Source organism: Zetaproteobacteria bacterium (assembly GCA_003696765.1).
GTDB lineage: Bacteria > Pseudomonadota > Zetaproteobacteria > Mariprofundales > J009 > RFFX01.
Genome location: RFFX01000048.1, coordinates 1 through 14,924, shown reverse-complemented (window position 1 = coordinate 14,924; position 14,924 = coordinate 1). Strand labels below are relative to the sequence as shown.

Genomic DNA, 14,924 nt, shown 5'->3' with positions numbered 1-14,924 from the left:
GCGCACCGGCAGGAGGATGCGCCGTGCCGGTGATGCGGGAGCGCAGGTCGGGAGGGGATCGGCGCTCGGCCTGGCATCGCCGCCCGGCGGTCCGCGCCACGCTGCTGCTGCTGGCCGGTGTGGTGGTGGTCGGTGGTCTGCTCTTCCTGCTGCGCCCGCTGCTCTTCTCCCTGACCTTGTCGCTGGCCATCTTCGCCATGCTCACCCCGTCGGTGAACCGCTTTCGCCAGATGGGCTGGAGCACGGCGCGGTCGGTGGTGGTGGTGATGGCGGTGGCCACCCTCTTCCTCATCGGGATGGGGGCGGTGCTCTACCCGGTGGTGACCGACCAGGTGCATCAGATCCTGCATCGGACCGCGGGGCTGGACCAGCGGTTGGTCGGAGTGATCGAGCAGGCCAACGGCCTGTTGACCCGCTACGGCATGGGTGGGGTGGACGCCGATGCCCTGGCCCGGTCGATCCTGGCCGGCGTGGGCGACCATCTGGCCCGGATCCATGCGCAGATGCGGGCCTTTTTCGCCGACGTGGCCGCCTCCCTGCTCATGATCCCGCTGATCACCTTCTTTCTGCTCTGCGACTTCGGCCGGCTGCGCAACCAGGTGATGCAACTGTTGCCCAACCGCTACTTCGAGCTCGGCTGGATCGTCTATACCCGCGCCGCCCGGCAGTTGATGAACTACATCGGCGGGGTGGCCACACAGGCGACGATCATGGCGGCGATCTGCACCTTCGGCTTCTGGCTGGTCGACGTCGACTACGCGCCGCTGCTCGGCGGGCTGGTCGGCCTGCTCAACATGATCCCCTTCTTCGGCATCGCCATGGCCAAGGTGCCGCCGGTGGTGGTGGTGCTGATCTCCGACCACCCGAGCGTGCAGGCGATCGTGCTGGCGCTGGCGGTGATCTTCGCCGCGCAGGCCTTCGACAACAGCTACGTGATCCCGAAGGTCGTGGCCAGATCGGCCAACCTCCATCCGCTCACCGTGATGGTCAGCGTAATGCTGGGCGGCTACTACTTCGGCTTTTTCGGGTTGATCCTGGCGGTGCCGCTGCTCTTCTCGCTCAAGGTGATCCACCGCTCGCTGATCCGCGGTCTACAGCGGCAGGCGGAGCAGATCGCGCTTCGCGGCTGAACATGCGGCGCCCCGGGTCGGGATGCCGCGCCGTCATCCGGCGCCGACCGCTCCGGCCGGCGGTGCGAAGTGGTCGGGGTGAGAGGACTTGAACCTCCGGCCTCCGCCTCCCGAAGACGGCGCTCTACCAGGCTGAGCTACACCCCGATGGGTACGTCCGAACCGCTTGGATGCCGCGCAGGGGCGCGGCGGGCGGCGAATGGTAGGGAGAAGGCCGAGCCGGCACAAATCGATGAGGGCGACCGGCCTCCTACGCGTTCCTTTCGCCCGCATGACCGGGCGGCCGATCGGCAACAGGGCCGGATTTCGCGCTCCGATCGCAGGTTGCCCTACGGAAGTTTATCAGTCGTCGGTCGATGCAACCCCACAGGCGCTGTGCGGCACGCATTGCCGCGCCCGCGCTTCGATCCCCGTCAAGCAAAAAGCCCACGGACGGACTTTTTGCAGTGTGATCATGGATGGAGCGCGTCGTGGGCTACTGCTGCCAGTTGCCGATGTCGGCGTCGAAACCCGAGCCCCCCGGGCGGCCGTCCCCGCCGCGGGAGAGGAGGTCGAAGTCGCCATGCACGCCGGGCGAGAGGTAGACGAAATCGTGGCCCCAGCCATCCTTGGGCAGGCGGTCGAGGTAGCGTTTGCCCTCCTTGTCCGGCTGCACCAGCACGTTGAGCCCTTCGGCCGAGGTGGGGTAGCGGCCGTGCTGCAGCCGGTAGAGCTTGAGCGCCTGGGCGATATTCTGCATCTGCGCCTTGGTCGCCTCCACCTTGGCCTCGTCGGCCCGTTCGATGAAGCGCGGCGCGACCATCGCCGCCAGCACCCCGATGATGATCAGCACCACCATGATCTCCAGCAGGGTGAAGCCTCGCATCCGTTCGTTTTTCCGGTTCATTGCCATCTCCATCATCCAGTCACGACGCGCGGCGCGCAGGCGGCATGCTACCGGTCGTCCAGCCAGAAATCATTTCGCGCCAACGGGTCGTAGACCCGCCGTTCGCCCTGGTAGAGGATGAAGGGGCCTCGTTCGAGGTCACCCACTTCGTGGATGATGCGGTCCATGGCCAGCCACGAGCCGATCACCAGCCCGTGTTTGCGCAGCGCCTGCCGTGCGTAGAGCGAGCAGACCGGATAGTCGCCGCACTTGCGGCCGTCGAGGGTGCCGACCACATTCTGGAAGAAGCGCATGGGGAAGAGCTGCGGCGCCGGGATCGGATCGAGCAGCCGTTGCCAGAGCAGGGTCAGCGGCAGCGTGGTCAGCGCCAGCAGCAGGTAGAGGCGGGCGGCCCCGGCGGGGCTAGCCGTCATGGTGTTCGGCGATGGCGAAGGCGATCGCCACCCCCGCCTCGTCGGTGAGGGAGAGATGGAGGCGCCGCACCCCAAGCCGCGCGGCGGCCCGTGCCGCGCCGTCGTGCAGCCGCACCTGCGGCGCGCCGCTCTCCAGATGGATCGTCTCGATGGAGCGGGCCGTCACCCCCCCACGGAAACCGGTGCCCAGCGCCTTGGCCACCGCCTCCTTGGCGGCGAAGAGCATGGCCAGCCTGCGCTCGGGATCGCCTTTGGCGTCGGCCTGCCGCAACTCCTCGCGGGTGAAGATGCGCCTGCGGAAGCGGGGGCCGAAGCGGTCCGCTGCCCGGCGCACCCGTTCGATGGTCAGCCGATCGACGCCGATCCCGATGATCACCGGGTCATCACCCGCCGGAAGCGGGCGATGGCCTGCGGCAGGCCGACGAAGAGCGCCTCGCTGACGATGGCGTGGCCGATGTTGAGCTCGGCGATCTGGGGGATGGCGGCGATCGGTGGCGTGTTGCTGCGGGTCAGGCCGTGGCCGGCGTGGACGATCAGCCCCAGATCGGCGGCCTGCGCCGCCGCCGCACGCAGCCGTCGGAGCTCGCCTTCCCGCGCCCTCCCGTTCAGGTTGGCGTACCTGCCGGTATGCAGCTCGACGACCGGTGCGCCGATATCGTGTGCCGCCCGGATCTGCTCCGGCTCCGGGTCGATGAAGAGTGAGACCCGAACCCCGGCCTCGCGCAGCCGGGCCACCACCGAGGCCAGCCGCGGCCGGTGGCCGGCCACGTCGAGCCCCCCTTCGGTGGTCAGCTCGGCGCGTCGCTCCGGAACCAGGCAGCAGGCCTGCGGTCGCAGATCGCAGCAGATGGCCACCATCTCGTTGGTCGGCGCCATCTCCATGTTGAGGTGGCCGATGCGCGGATGCCAGGCCAACCGCGCCATGTCGCGATCCTGGATATGGCGCCGATCTTCACGCAGGTGGGCGGTGATGCCATCGGCCCCGGCATCGACGGCCAGGAGGGCCGCCGACACCGGATCGGGATAGTCGGTGCCGCGCGCCTGCCGGATGGTGGCGACGTGGTCGATGTTGACACCGAGTCTGATCATGCTGCTGCTCCACTGCTCCTTTGCGGGATCTTCACCGATGGTTTCGATGCCATCGTCACGGCGCCGGCGTGCCGCGCAAAACCGAGGCGTGCGCATGCATGCGACGGTTTTGTTGGCAACGGGAATGGATCGCCCATCCACACCGTCGGCGGGCGGTCGCCACGGATTGCTACCCTTCCACCAGACGCCGCACCAGTGTCCGGACGATCTCCCTTCCCTGGGCAAGGGTCGCATCGTCCCACCGGAACTCCCGGGCGGCAAGGGGACGGCGGAGCTCCTGCCCGATCTCCCGGCCGCGTGCCCCTGCGAGGCAAGTGCCGCAACGGCAGCCGCCGGCGCTCCAGAAGAGCCGATCGGCCGGGGATCCGCATCGCCAGCAGCGATCGAGCGTGTCGATCCATCCGGCGCGATGCAGCAGCTCCAGCGCCGCGGCGATCCATCCCGCCTCCGGCAGCACGAAGCCGCCGAGCAGCGCGAGGGAGCGGTGGCACTCGGCGAAGCCGTGTCCGTCTCCTTCATGAAAGAGGCGGGCGGCGAGCGCCAGCAGTTCCAGGCCGGCCAGGTGGTGGGAGGGGGGGAGCAGTTCACGTCCGCGCGCCACGGCGGTCAGCGTCCCCATGCCGCTGCACCGCGCCTCCACCCACCGGAGGGAGAGGGGAGCCAGCAGGGTGAGGTGGGGGCGCATGCGGCTGGACGGCCGGCGCGCCCCACGGGCCAGCAGCGCGATCCGTCCGTGGTCGCGGGTCAACAGGTGGAGCACCAGCGACGATTCGCGGAAGGGGATGCGCCGCAGCAACAACGCCTGATCGGTCGTCTCCGCCCGGCTGCGCATGGGCGCCAGCGTAGCCGCCGCCATCGACCGTGCAACCATCGACGCTGCCGCGCCCGCCCGCTACCATCCGCCCCTTCGCGGCGGCCACGGAGGGCGGCGCAGTACCGGAGTTTGCGCGTGCAAGCGACGGATTTGCAAGGGGATCGACGAGCGCTTCCTTCGATCTCCGCCAAGCGAAAGGTCTATGGACGGACGTTTTACGGTCTGATCAGTGCATATCGATCTCCATCACATCGCTGCGCTGGCCCGCATCGGGTTGACCGATGAGGAGGCGGCGGAGCTCGGCCCACAGCTCGACCGGATCCTCGCCTACATCGATACCCTGCAGCGGGTGGATACCAGCGGTGTGGCGCCGACCGCCCACCCGCACGACAGCGCGCTGATCCTCCGCCCCGATGTGGTGACCAACACCAACCGCCGCGACGAGCTGCTCGCCTGCGCCCCCGAGACCGATGGCGGCCTGTTCGTGGTGCCCAAGGTGATCGAATGAGCAGCACACAATACCCAACCACCCTGAGCCGGCTGATCGCCGCGCTCGACGCCGGCGAGGCAAGCGCCGAGGAGATCGCCTCCCGCTACATCGCCCGCGTGGAGGCCCACAACGATCTGCTCAATGCCTTCGTCGAGTTCGAGCCCGAGGCGATCCTCGACCAGGCGCGCGCCTCCGACCGCCACCGTGCCCGCCACGGCGCCCGTCCGCTGGAGGGGATTCCGGTGGCGATCAAGGATATCTTCTGCACCCGCCAGGGACGCACCCGCTGCTGCTCGCGCATCCTGGGCGATTTCCGCGCCCCGTACGACGCCCACGTCATCACCCTGCTGCGCGAGGCCGGCGCGGTGCTCTTCGGCAAGACCAACATGGACGAGTTCGCCATGGGCTCCTCCAACGAGACCAGCGCCTTCGGCCCCTGCCGCAATCCATGGGATGTCGAACGGATCCCCGGCGGCTCCTCCGGCGGCTCGGCGGCGGCGGTGGCGGCGCATCTTGCGCCGGCCGCGCTGGGCACCGACACCGGCGGCTCGATCCGTCAGCCAGCGGCACTCACCGGCATCGTCGGCATGAAGCCGACCTACGGCCGGGTGTCGCGCCGCGGCATCATCGCCTTCGCCTCCTCGCTCGATCAGGCCGGACCGATGACCCGCACGGTGGAGGATACCGCCCGCATCGCGGCGGTGATCTGTGGCCACGATCCGGCCGATGCGACCAGTGTCGCCGACGCGCCGGCCGTGGATTGGCTCGCTGCCTGCCGGGCGCCATCGATGAAGGGGCTGCGCATCGGCCGGCCGCGCGAATACTTCATCGATGGCATGGACGCCGGTGTGCGGCGCTGCATCGATGCGGCGCTGGAGCAGTGCGCGGCGTTGGGGGCGGAGATCGTGGAGATCTCGCTGCCCCATACCGAATACGCCGTCGCCGCCTACTATGTCATCGCGCCGAGCGAGGCATCGGCCAACCTGGCGCGCTACGACGGCGTCCGTTTCGGCCGGCGGTGCGCCGACCCCGAGGATCTGCGCGATATGTACACCCGCAGTCGCGACGAGGGGTTCGGCGCCGAGGTGAAGCGGCGCATCCTCACCGGCGTCTTCGCCCTCTCCGCCGGCTACTACGACGCCTACTACAAGAAGGCGCAGCAGGTGCGCACGCTGATCCGACGCGACTTCGCCCAGGCCTTCGAGCAGGTCGATCTCATCGCCACGCCGACCAGCCCGGTCACCGCCTTCAAGCTGGGCGAGCGGTGTGACGACCCGCTGACCATGTACCTGTCGGACATCTTCACCATCGCGGTCAACCTCGCCGGTCTGCCCGGCTTGTCGCAGCCCTGCGGCTTCGTCGACGGCCTGCCGGTGGGGCTGCAGTGGATCGCTCCGCCATGGCGGGAGGGGCGCATCCTCACCGCCGCCGCCGCCTACGAGCAGGCGACCGACTGGAGCAGCCGGTCGCCGGCCGGCTTCGGGGAGGAAGCATGACGGGGCATCTGATGCCGGGATCCGCGGCCATGGACGGCCGTGCAAAACCGGAGGTTGCGCAGGCAACCAACGGTTTTGTAAGGCAATCGAAGAGCACGCTCTTCGATTGCCGTCGAGCAAAACGTCCATGGAAGGATGCGTTGCGGTGTGATCGGAAATGAGCTGGGAGGCGGTCATCGGACTGGAAGTCCACGTGCAGATCAACAGCAAAACCAAGGCCTTCTGCGGCTGTTCCACCGCCTTCGGGGCCGAACCCAACACCCAGGTCTGCCCGGTCTGCCTCGGCATGCCCGGTCAACTGCCGGTGCTCAACAGCGAGGCGGTGCAGAAGACGGTGCTCACCGGCCTTGCGATCGAGGCCACCATCAACCTGGAGTCACGCTTCGACCGCAAGAACTATTTCTATCCCGACCTGCCCAAGGGCTACCAGATCACCCAGTTCCCCCTGCCGCTGGTCGAGCACGGTCACCTCGACATCTGCGTCGACGGTCGGGAGAAGCGCATCGGCATCACCCGCATCCATCTGGAGGAGGATGCCGGCAAATCGATGCACGAGGGGTTGGAGGGGGTGTCGCACATCGACCTCAACCGCTCGGGCGTGCCGCTGATGGAGATCGTCTCCGAGCCGGACATGCGCAGCGCCGACGAGGCGGTGGCCTACCTCAAGCAGCTGCACCAACTGGTGCGATTTCTCGGGGTCTCCGACGCCGACATGGAGAAGGGGCAGTTCCGCTGCGATGCCAACGTCTCGGTCCACCGGCCGGGCACGCCGTTCGGCACCCGCGCCGAGCTGAAGAACCTCAACTCCTTTCGCTTCATCAAGCAGGCCATCGACTACGAGATCCACCGCCAGATCGAGCTGATCGAGGATGGCGGGAGGGTGGTGCAGGAGACCCGCCTGTTCGACTCCTCCGCCGGCGTGTCGCGCTCGATGCGCGGCAAGGAGGAGGCGCACGACTACCGCTACTTCCCCGAGCCCGACCTGCCGCCGCTGCGCATCACCGCCGACGAGGTGGAGCGCATCCGCGCCGCCATGCCGGAGCTGCCCGCCGCGCTGCGCGCCCGCTTCGAGCAGGAGTACGGCCTCTCCGCCTACGACGCCGACGTCCTGAGCCAGAGCCGCGAGCTGGCCGACTACTTCGAGGCGCTGGTCGCCGCCCACGCCGATCCCAAGCGCTGCGCCAACTGGCTGGCCAACGAGCTGCTCGGCCGGCTCAATGAGCGGGGCAGCGAGATCACCGCCTCTCCGGTCTCCGCGCAGGCGTTGGGCGCGCTGCTCGATCGCATCGCCGATGGCACCATCTCCGGCAAGATCGCCAAGGATGTGCTCGATGCGATGGTCGAGAGCGGCGACTCCGCCGATGCCATCATCGAGGCAAGGGGGCTGAAGCAGGTCAGCGACAGCGATGCCATCGACGCCATGATCCGCCGGGTGTTGGCCGACCACCCCGAAGAGGTCGCCGCCTGGCGCGGCGGCAAGGAGCGGCTCTTCGGCTTCTTCGTCGGGCAGGTGATGAAGGCCAGCCGGGGCAAGGCCAACCCGGCGCTGGTCAATCAGCGGCTGCGCCAGTTGTTGCGGAAGGAGTAGCCGGGGAATCCCTTCCCCGAACGGGGCTCCCGGCGGCCGATGGTCGGTGCGCGGTCAGCGTCGGCCGCTGCGGTAGCTGTAGGACTGTGGAAGCGGCTTCGGCCTGGTCTCCGTCCGCGGTTCGGCCGGGCTCTCTTTCGCCTCCGCGCCCCCATCCATCCGCTTGCTCATCGAGAGCGAGACCTTGTCCACCACGTTGGCCGGCGCTTCACGGGCGAAGGAGATCTCCCTTCTTCGCTCATGCTGTTGCAGGATGCGCAGGGCGAGTGGCGTGGTCGGCCGGATGGTCATCCTTGATCAGAGATCGCAAGACGTCCGTCCATGGTCGCCTTGCTTCACAGCAATCGAAGGGCGCGCTCTTCGATTCCCTCACAAAACCGTCGTCAGCATGCGCGGGCTTCGGTTTTGCGCGGCCCTCCTGGCCGCGGATGCCGGGCGCGCGTCAGGCTGCGCACCCCGCGTTCGACGCAGAGTGTCATGGTTCATCGGCAGGGGGCGGAGGAACTTTAGGGTGCGACGCCCCGCCCCTGCGGTGCGACGCGTCGGTCGCTGGCCCCGGTCAGCGCCGGTCGATCGGGACGAACTCGCGATGGTGGTCGCCGACGTAGATCTGGCTCGGCCGGTAGATGCGGCTGTGGCCGAGCTGCTCCTTCCAGTGGGCCAGCCAGCCGGCGACGCGGGCGATGGCGAAGATCGGGGTGAACAGGTCGGTGTGGATGCCCAGCTTGCGGTAGACGATGCCCGAGTAGAAATCGACATTGGGGCAGACCCCCTTCTTCCCCAGCGTGCCGGCCGAGAGCTCTTCGATCCGGCGGGCGATCTCGTAGGTCGGGTCGGGGCCGAACTTGCTCACCATCTCCCCGTAGAGGCGCTGCAGCAGCGTGGCGCGGGGATCCTTGGTCTTGTAGATGCGGTGTCCCAGCCCGACGATCTTCTCCCGCCGCTCCAGTTTCTCGTGCAGGTAGGACTCGGCCCGCTCGACGCTGCCGATCTCGTCGAGCATGGCCAGCACGCTCTCGTTGGCACCGCCGTGGCGCGGGCCGGAGAGCGCTCCGATGGCGGCGCTGATCGCGGTGTAGGGGTCGGCCAGGGTGGAGGCGGTCACCAGCATGGCGAAGGTGCTGGCGTTCATGGTGTGTTCGGCATGGACGATCAGCGCCACGTCCATGATCCGCTCGGCCAGCGGATCGGGCTCTTCGCCGGTGAGCATGTAGAGGAAGTTTCCTGCGTGCGACAGGTCGTCGCGCGGCGGGATCGGGTCGTCGCCGTTGCGCATGCGGGCATGGGCGGCGACCAGCGTCGGCAGCTTGGCGATCAGCCGCAGGCAGACCTCCTCGACCAGCGGCTCGGGCAGCTCACCGTCCAGGGAGCGCGGCAGCGGATAGAACATCCCCAGCACCGCGACACAGGCCTGCAGCGCATCCATCGGATGGGCCGACTCTGGGAAGCACTTCATGATGTCGCGGATACGGAACTTGATCCGCCGGTGGTGGCGCAGGCCGGAGTCGAAAGCGGCCAGCTCCTCGCGCCGGGGCAGCCGCCCGTGGAGCAGCAGCCAGCACGTCTCCTCGAAGCTGGAGTGTTCGGCCAGTGTCTCGATGTCGATGCCGCGGTATTCCAGCCGTCCGTGGGTGCCGTCGATCGAAGAGACGGCCGACTCGCAGGCGGGTACTCCGGCCAGCCCGGGAGAGTAGGGAATCTGCTGCTCGTTGTTCATGGCACCGATCGCAACGCCGCCCTCCATGGCGGCGTCACTCCTCATCCGACAATCGATCGTTTGTTATGATGGTTTCGCAAGAAACCATCATCGCGGCCATGGACGGCCTTACAAAACGGGATCTTGCGCATGCAAGCGACTGTTTTGTAAGGCGATCGAAGACCGCGCTCTTCGATCGCCGTCAAGCAAAAAGTCCATGGAGGGACTTTTTGCGGTGTGATCTGTTATGACGGCTTCACGGTCATCCCCCCCGTCCTTCGAAGCGGGCGATGGCGTCGACGATCTCGCGGCGGGCAGTGGCACGGTCGCCCCAGCCGGTCACCTTGACCCACTTGCCCGGTTCCAGATCCTTGTAGTGTTCGAAGAAGTGCTTGATCTGCCCCAGCAGGAAGTCGGGCAGGTCCTCCACCTCCCGGACATGGTCGTAGACCGGCTTCACCTTCGGCGCCGGCACCGCCACCACCTTGGCGTCCCTGCCCGCCTCGTCCTCCATCAGCAGCACCCCGACCGGCCGGCAGGGGATGACGCAGCCGGGCATCAGCGCGAAGCTGCTCACCACCAGCACATCGACCGGATCGCCATCCTCCGACAGGGTGTTGGGCACGAAGCCGTAGTTGCACGGGTAGTGCATCGCCGTATGCATGAAGCGGTCGACGAAGACCGCGCCCGATGCCTTGTCCAGCTCGTACTTGATCGGGTCGCCGTGCTGCGGCACCTCGATGACCACGTTGACCTCGTCGGGCACGTCGCGCCCAGCCGGAATCTTACTGATATCCAATAGATTGCTCCTTCCGTTTTTCTCCGGTGCAAACCGTCCGGACCGCCGCCGATCCACCTCCGGCCAAGGCTACTGCCCCCCCGCGGCGAGCTCCAACTTCATCCAGTCGGCGTAGCGTCGCGCAGCCTGCACCGGCAGCACGATCAGCTCCGGCGTGTCGTAGGGGTGGTGGGCCGCCAGCCAGTCGAGCGCCGCATCCAGGGTTGCGGGCAGCAGCTTGATCTCCAGCCGCAGCTCGCGGCTCTGCTCCTGCTTCCCCTGCCAGCGGTAGTGGGAGACCACTGGCGACGAGACCTGCACGCAGGCGGCCAGCCGTTCGGCGACCAGCCCGCAGGCCAGCCGCTCGGCGGCTTGTGCATCGTCGACGGTGGTCAGGATCAGCCGCGCCTCCTCCAATGCCGCCCCGCCGCGCCCCTCTCGATCCCTCATGCGCCGATCAGGTGGAGCGCCACCCGCCGCTGGTGCGGCGCATAGCGGTGCTCGTAGAGGAAGATCCCCTGCCAGATGCCCAACCGCAGCCGACCGTCGACGAAGGGGATCGACAGCGCCGCCTGGGTCAGCGCCATGCGGATGTGGGCGGCCATGTCGTCGTCGCCCTCACTGGCGTGGCGGTAGGCCGGATCGCCGTCGGGGGCGATGCGGGCGAGAAAGGCCTCCATGTCGCGCAACACCGACGGGTCGGCGTTCTCCTGGATCATGAGCGAACAGCTGGTGTGCTGCACCAGCAGGTGGGCCACGCCGCAGCGCATGCCGCTGGCTGCGACCGCCGCCTGCACCCGGTCGCCGATCGGGTGGCAGCCGCGGCCGCCGGTCGCCACGGTCAGGGTGTCGTGCTGCTGTCGCAGGCTCTGATGGCTCAATCCCGAATCGTTCACTCGATTCCAACCTCCTGTTCAATCACACCGCGCAGCATCTCGATGCCATCGCCCTTGAGCGCCGAGACCGGCAGCGGCTGCAGCATGCCGCCCAGCGCCGCGCACATCTCCCGCAGCCGCACCGCCCGCCGGTTGCCGGAGAGCTTGTCCGCCTTGGTGGCCACCGGGATCCAGCGGATCGCCGCCGCGTTGAGCCACGCGATCCACTGCAGGTCGTGCGGCTTGGGGCCGTGGCGGATGTCGAGCAGCAGCAACACCCGGTCGGGGCGCTGTTCGGCGGTGAGGTAGCCCTCGATCAACCGCCCCCAGCCGGCCTGCTCGCGCCTGGCCGCGCGGGCGAATCCGTAGCCGGGGAGATCGACCATCAACAGCCGCTCATCGACGGCGAAGAGGTTGAGCAGCCGGGTGCAGCCGGGGCGCTTGGAGCTCCTGGCCAGCCCGCGACGGCCGAAGAGGGCGTTGAGCAGCGACGATTTGCCGACATTGGAGGCGCCGGCGACGGCGACCGACGGCATTCCGCTGCGCGGGAACTGGGAGAGCCGGGCGACCGACAGCACGAACTCGGTGCGCGGCCAGTTGAGCCTCGTGCTCAACGCACCCGCGCTTCGTGGGCGCCATCGCCGTTCGCGGTCAGGAGACCGCTCCTACGGTTCGCGGATGGGAATCCGCTCCTGCCGACTACCGACAACTCGCCCGCCCTACGCGCCATCCGCCCCGGCCATGGCGATGGCCACCATCTTCTGCTGCAACGCCTCCGGCGCGTAGGGCTTCTGGATGAAGCCGGCCAGCCCCTTGCCGGCGAAGTGGCTGGTGGCCTCCTGCTCGTTGTAGCCCGAGGAGAGCACCACCCGCACCGTCGGATCGATCAGCCGCATCTCGCGGAACGCCTCCTCGCCATTCATGCGCGGCATGGTCATGTCGAGCAGCACGGCGCGGATCTCCTCGTGGTGGGCGCGGAAGAGCTCCACCCCCTCGGCGCCGTCGGCGGCGGTGAGCACGGTGAAGCCGACATCCTCGAGCATCGCCGCGGCGGTGACCCGAATGGTCTCCTCATCATCGACCACCAGCACCGTGCCGGAACCCTGCGCCATCCCCTCTCCACTGGCCGTCGCCGCCCGCGCGGCGCTGCCTGCCGTCGGATCGAGCGCGGCGCAGGGGAAGAGCAGCTTGAAGGTGGTCCCCTTGCCCGGCTCGGAGTAGAGCTTGATCGCCCCGTGGTGGCCGCGGACGATGCCGAGGATCGCGCTCATCCCCAGCCCACGGCCGGTGAACTTGGTGGTGAAGAAGGGGTCGAAGATCCGCTTTTGCGTCTCCTCGTCCATACCGCAGCCGGTGTCGGAGACCTCCAGCACCACGAAGCGGCCGGGCTGGATGCGATCCTGGAGGTAGGTGGTCTCGATGTAGGCCTGATCGACCTCGATCGCGCCGGTGTGGATGGTGATCACCCCGCTCTTCTCGCCGATCGCCTCGGAGGCGTTGATCACCAGATTCATCACCACCTGCTGCATCTGCGCCACATCGGCCTCGATCGGCGGCAACTGGCGCGACAGGTCGAGCCGCAGCACCACGCTCTTGCTGATCGAGACCTGCAGCAGCGAGGTCATCTCCTCGACCAGGGCGCTCAGGTCGACCGCCTCGACGACGAACTTGCCCTTGCCCGAATAGGCGAGCATCTGCTTGCACAAGGCCGCCGCCCGCTCGCTGGCCTGCTCGACATGGTCGAGCATCTTCACCGCCGGATGGGTCGTATCGAGCCGCATGCGGGCCAGCGCCGCATTGCCCATGATCGCGGTGAGCAGGTTGTTGAAGTCGTGGGCGATGCCGCCGGCCAGCACGCCGAGCGACTCCAGCCGCTGGGTGTGCTCGAGCTGCTCGCGCTGCTTCTTCTCATCGGTGATGTCGCGCTGCACCGAGACGAAGCCGACCAGACGGCCTGCGTCGTCCTTGATCGGCGAGATCGACTGGTCGACCTCGTAGCGGGTGCCGTCCTTGCGCTTGTTGACGAACTCGGCGCGCCAGCGGCGGCCGGCGAGGATGGTCGGCCACATCTTGCGGTAGAACGCACGGCTCATCTCGCCGCTCTTGACCATGGCCGGCGTCCTGCCGAGCAGCTCGCCGGCGCTGTAGCCGGAGAGGCGCTCGTAGGCGGGGTTGGCATAGCGGATCACCCCATCGGCGTCGGTGACGAAGATGGCGTCCTCGGCATGCTCCACCGCCGCGGCCAGCCGGCGCTGCTCCTCCTCCAGCCGGCGGCGGGCGCTGATGTCGCGCACCATCCCCAGGTAGAGCCGTTCGCCGCCCACCTCCATTTCGGTTACCCGGATTTCGAGCGGGACGCTCTCCCCCGTGCGGCGCCGCCCCTCGAGCTCAACCGCCAGATCGACCGGCGGAAGCGCCTCCTGGCCGGCGCGCTCCTGCAGCCGCGCCCGGTACGCCTCGGGCATCAGCTCGGTCAGCTCCATGCCGACCATCGCTGCCGCGTCGTCGTAGCCGAAGATGCGGGCCAGCGCCGGATTGGCCTGGCGGATCACGCCGGCGCGGTCGGCGACCACGATGCCGTCGGCGGCGTGCTCCAGCACCGCGCGCAGCCGGGCGGTACGCTCGGCGACCAGCGCGTCGAGCCGCCGGTTCTGCTCGGCGAGCGCTTCATTGAGCCGCTGCTGTTCGCGCTGCGCCGCCTCGATCCCTTCGATGGTTCCGCCCAGCGACCGGGCCAGCACCCCCACCTCGTTGCCGATGCCGGTGAGCGCATCCAGCTCGGCGGTCGATGCCCCCGGCCGCCAGCTTCGGGCGAAGGCGGTCAACCGTTCGAGGCTTTGGCTGCGCAGCCGGGCGAAAAGGTAGATCAGCAGGCAAGCGATGATCAGCGCGGCGCTGAACAATGCCATCATCTCTTTCTGCAGCCCCTGCCAGCGGCCGTAGACCTCGTCGGCGTCGATCTTGACCACCATGCCCCAGTCGAGCGCCGGCAGGTATTGCCACACCGCCAGCACCGGCCGGCCGCGCCAGTCGACCATCTCGCCCATGCCGCTCGTCCCCCGCGCGGCGGCGCGGATGGGCAGCGCCGCCCCGCCGGCTTGTCCCACCGTCCGCTGGAACGCCGCGTTCGGGTCGTGGCGCAGCGGTGCGGTGATCAGGATGCGACCGTCCACCTCATCGCCCACCACCACCTCGCCGCTGTCGCCCAGCCCGGTCAGGTCGCCGACCACGCGGTAGAAGGCCTCGATATCGAACTGCAACGCCACCACCCCGACCAGCCGCCCGTGGTGCAGCACCGGTACGGCGACGAAGCCGGCCGCCTCCCGCGACGGCGGGTAGTAGGCGAATTTGCTGTTGCCGGTCTCCATCTGGCGCACAGCGGCGCGGAACACCCGGGCCAGGCCGCTGTGGCGGTAGGGGCCATGCAGCAGGTTGGTGGCGAAGTCCGACTCGTGCTTGACGGTGAAGAGGATCTCCCCGTCACTGCCGATCAGAAAGAGGTCGTAGTAGCCCCAGCGGTGCAGATATCCGGTGAGGAAATCGCCGTAGCGCGCCGCCGTCTCCCGGTATTCGGCCGAGTCGACCCCCCGGCGGTAGGCCCGGGCCAGCGCCGGCAGCGCCTCGGCCACCAGCGGAACGGCGGCGAGGTTCTCCACCCGGGCCAGGTGG

Annotated in this window: 16 protein-coding genes and 1 tRNA gene; 4 read left to right on the top strand and 13 right to left on the bottom strand. The window is 68.5% G+C overall.

Features of this window, described 5'->3' with window-relative positions; translation table 11 throughout:
* Nucleotides 1–23: 23 nt before the first annotated feature.
* Nucleotides 24–1,130 (top strand): AI-2E family transporter, encoded by a 1,107-nt coding sequence (locus D6682_04935; GenBank protein RMH51301.1) that lies wholly within the window; start codon nucleotides 24–26, stop codon nucleotides 1,128–1,130.
* Between the two features lie 70 nt (nucleotides 1,131–1,200).
* Here D6682_04935 and D6682_04930 read toward each other — a convergent pair.
* The 6 genes from D6682_04930 to D6682_04905 all read right to left on the bottom strand — a co-directional run bounded on the left by D6682_04930 (nucleotide 1,201) and on the right by D6682_04905 (nucleotide 4,389).
* A tRNA-Pro gene (locus D6682_04930) sits at nucleotides 1,201–1,277 on the bottom strand.
* Nucleotides 1,278–1,605: 328 nt separating this feature from the next.
* Complete coding sequence (gspG, locus tag D6682_04925; GenBank protein ID RMH51300.1) at nucleotides 1,606–2,031, bottom strand: type II secretion system protein GspG; 426 nt, start codon at nucleotides 2,029–2,031, stop codon at nucleotides 1,606–1,608.
* Nucleotides 2,032–2,063: 32 nt separating this feature from the next.
* Entirely contained in the window at nucleotides 2,064–2,429 is a 366-nt protein-coding gene (yidD, locus tag D6682_04920) for a membrane protein insertion efficiency factor YidD (protein RMH51299.1), read from the bottom strand.
* Nucleotides 2,419–2,805 carry a holo-[acyl-carrier-protein] synthase gene (gene acpS, locus D6682_04915; protein ID RMH51298.1) on the bottom strand — a complete coding sequence of 129 codons (387 nt, stop codon included), beginning with the start codon at nucleotides 2,803–2,805 and terminating at the stop codon, nucleotides 2,419–2,421. Before acpS ends, yidD begins: the two co-directional genes overlap by 11 nt.
* Nucleotides 2,802–3,515, bottom strand: a complete 714-nt coding sequence (locus D6682_04910) for a pyridoxine 5'-phosphate synthase (protein ID RMH51304.1) — start codon at nucleotides 3,513–3,515, stop codon at nucleotides 2,802–2,804. Before D6682_04910 ends, acpS begins: the two co-directional genes overlap by 4 nt.
* A 172-nt stretch (nucleotides 3,516–3,687) precedes the next feature.
* Nucleotides 3,688–4,389: a DNA repair protein RecO gene (locus D6682_04905; protein RMH51297.1), complete on the bottom strand. Its 702-nt coding sequence runs from the start codon at nucleotides 4,387–4,389 to the stop codon at nucleotides 3,688–3,690.
* A 172-nt stretch (nucleotides 4,390–4,561) separates the two neighbouring features.
* Between D6682_04905 and gatC the strand changes: the two genes are divergently transcribed.
* The 3 genes from gatC (at nucleotide 4,562) to gatB (ending at nucleotide 7,906) form a co-directional block, all read left to right on the top strand.
* The gene (gene gatC / locus D6682_04900) at nucleotides 4,562–4,840 is read left to right on the top strand and encodes an Asp-tRNA(Asn)/Glu-tRNA(Gln) amidotransferase subunit GatC (protein ID RMH51296.1); all 279 of its coding nucleotides are present in this window, start codon (nucleotides 4,562–4,564) and stop codon (nucleotides 4,838–4,840) included.
* Nucleotides 4,837–6,318, top strand: a complete 1,482-nt coding sequence (gene gatA, locus D6682_04895; protein ID RMH51295.1) for an Asp-tRNA(Asn)/Glu-tRNA(Gln) amidotransferase subunit GatA — start codon at nucleotides 4,837–4,839, stop codon at nucleotides 6,316–6,318. Before gatC ends, gatA begins: the two co-directional genes overlap by 4 nt.
* 157 nt (nucleotides 6,319–6,475) lie before the next feature.
* The gene (gatB, locus tag D6682_04890) at nucleotides 6,476–7,906 is read left to right on the top strand and encodes an Asp-tRNA(Asn)/Glu-tRNA(Gln) amidotransferase subunit GatB (protein RMH51294.1); all 1,431 of its coding nucleotides are present in this window, start codon (nucleotides 6,476–6,478) and stop codon (nucleotides 7,904–7,906) included.
* A 54-nt stretch (nucleotides 7,907–7,960) separates the two neighbouring features.
* Here gatB and D6682_04885 read toward each other — a convergent pair whose 3' ends face one another.
* The 7 genes from D6682_04885 to D6682_04855 form a co-directional block, all read right to left on the bottom strand.
* Nucleotides 7,961–8,197 carry a hypothetical protein gene (locus D6682_04885; GenBank protein RMH51293.1) on the bottom strand — a complete coding sequence of 79 codons (237 nt, stop codon included), beginning with the start codon at nucleotides 8,195–8,197 and terminating at the stop codon, nucleotides 7,961–7,963.
* A gap of 268 nt (nucleotides 8,198–8,465) precedes the next feature.
* Nucleotides 8,466–9,623, bottom strand: coding sequence for a citrate synthase (locus D6682_04880; GenBank protein ID RMH51303.1), 1,158 nt, complete (start codon nucleotides 9,621–9,623; stop codon nucleotides 8,466–8,468).
* Nucleotides 9,624–9,864: 241 nt separating this feature from the next.
* Nucleotides 9,865–10,401 (bottom strand): inorganic diphosphatase, encoded by a 537-nt coding sequence (locus D6682_04875; protein RMH51292.1) that lies wholly within the window; start codon nucleotides 10,399–10,401, stop codon nucleotides 9,865–9,867.
* A gap of 69 nt (nucleotides 10,402–10,470) precedes the next feature.
* Entirely contained in the window at nucleotides 10,471–10,830 is a 360-nt protein-coding gene (locus tag D6682_04870; protein ID RMH51291.1) for a divalent-cation tolerance protein CutA, read from the bottom strand.
* Nucleotides 10,827–11,246 carry a YjbQ family protein gene (locus D6682_04865; GenBank protein RMH51302.1) on the bottom strand — a complete coding sequence of 140 codons (420 nt, stop codon included), beginning with the start codon at nucleotides 11,244–11,246 and terminating at the stop codon, nucleotides 10,827–10,829. Before D6682_04865 ends, D6682_04870 begins: the two co-directional genes overlap by 4 nt.
* Before the next feature lie 26 nt (nucleotides 11,247–11,272).
* The gene (gene ysxC / locus D6682_04860; GenBank protein RMH51290.1) at nucleotides 11,273–11,869 is read right to left on the bottom strand and encodes a ribosome biogenesis GTP-binding protein YsxC; all 597 of its coding nucleotides are present in this window, start codon (nucleotides 11,867–11,869) and stop codon (nucleotides 11,273–11,275) included.
* A gap of 105 nt (nucleotides 11,870–11,974) precedes the next feature.
* On the bottom strand, nucleotides 11,975–14,924 hold a 2,950-nt coding region (locus D6682_04855; GenBank protein RMH51289.1), incomplete at its 5' end, for a PAS domain S-box protein.

Excerpts from the sequence above, each read along its gene's own strand:
- D6682_04880 (RMH51303.1), bottom strand. The coding sequence starts at position 9,623 with ATGAACAACGAGCAGCAGATTCCCTACTCTCCCGGGCTGGCCGGAGTA.
- D6682_04870 (RMH51291.1), bottom strand. The coding sequence starts at position 10,830 with ATGAGGGATCGAGAGGGGCGCGGCGGGGCGGCATTGGAGGAGGCGCGG.
- yidD (RMH51299.1), bottom strand. The coding sequence starts at position 2,429 with ATGACGGCTAGCCCCGCCGGGGCCGCCCGCCTCTACCTGCTGCTGGCG.
- gatA (RMH51295.1), top strand. The coding sequence starts at position 4,837 with ATGAGCAGCACACAATACCCAACCACCCTGAGCCGGCTGATCGCCGCG.
- D6682_04885 (RMH51293.1), bottom strand. The coding sequence starts at position 8,197 with ATGACCATCCGGCCGACCACGCCACTCGCCCTGCGCATCCTGCAACAG.
- gatB (RMH51294.1), top strand. The coding sequence starts at position 6,476 with ATGAGCTGGGAGGCGGTCATCGGACTGGAAGTCCACGTGCAGATCAAC.
- gspG (RMH51300.1), bottom strand. The coding sequence starts at position 2,031 with ATGATGGAGATGGCAATGAACCGGAAAAACGAACGGATGCGAGGCTTC.
- D6682_04905 (RMH51297.1), bottom strand. The coding sequence starts at position 4,389 with ATGGTTGCACGGTCGATGGCGGCGGCTACGCTGGCGCCCATGCGCAGC.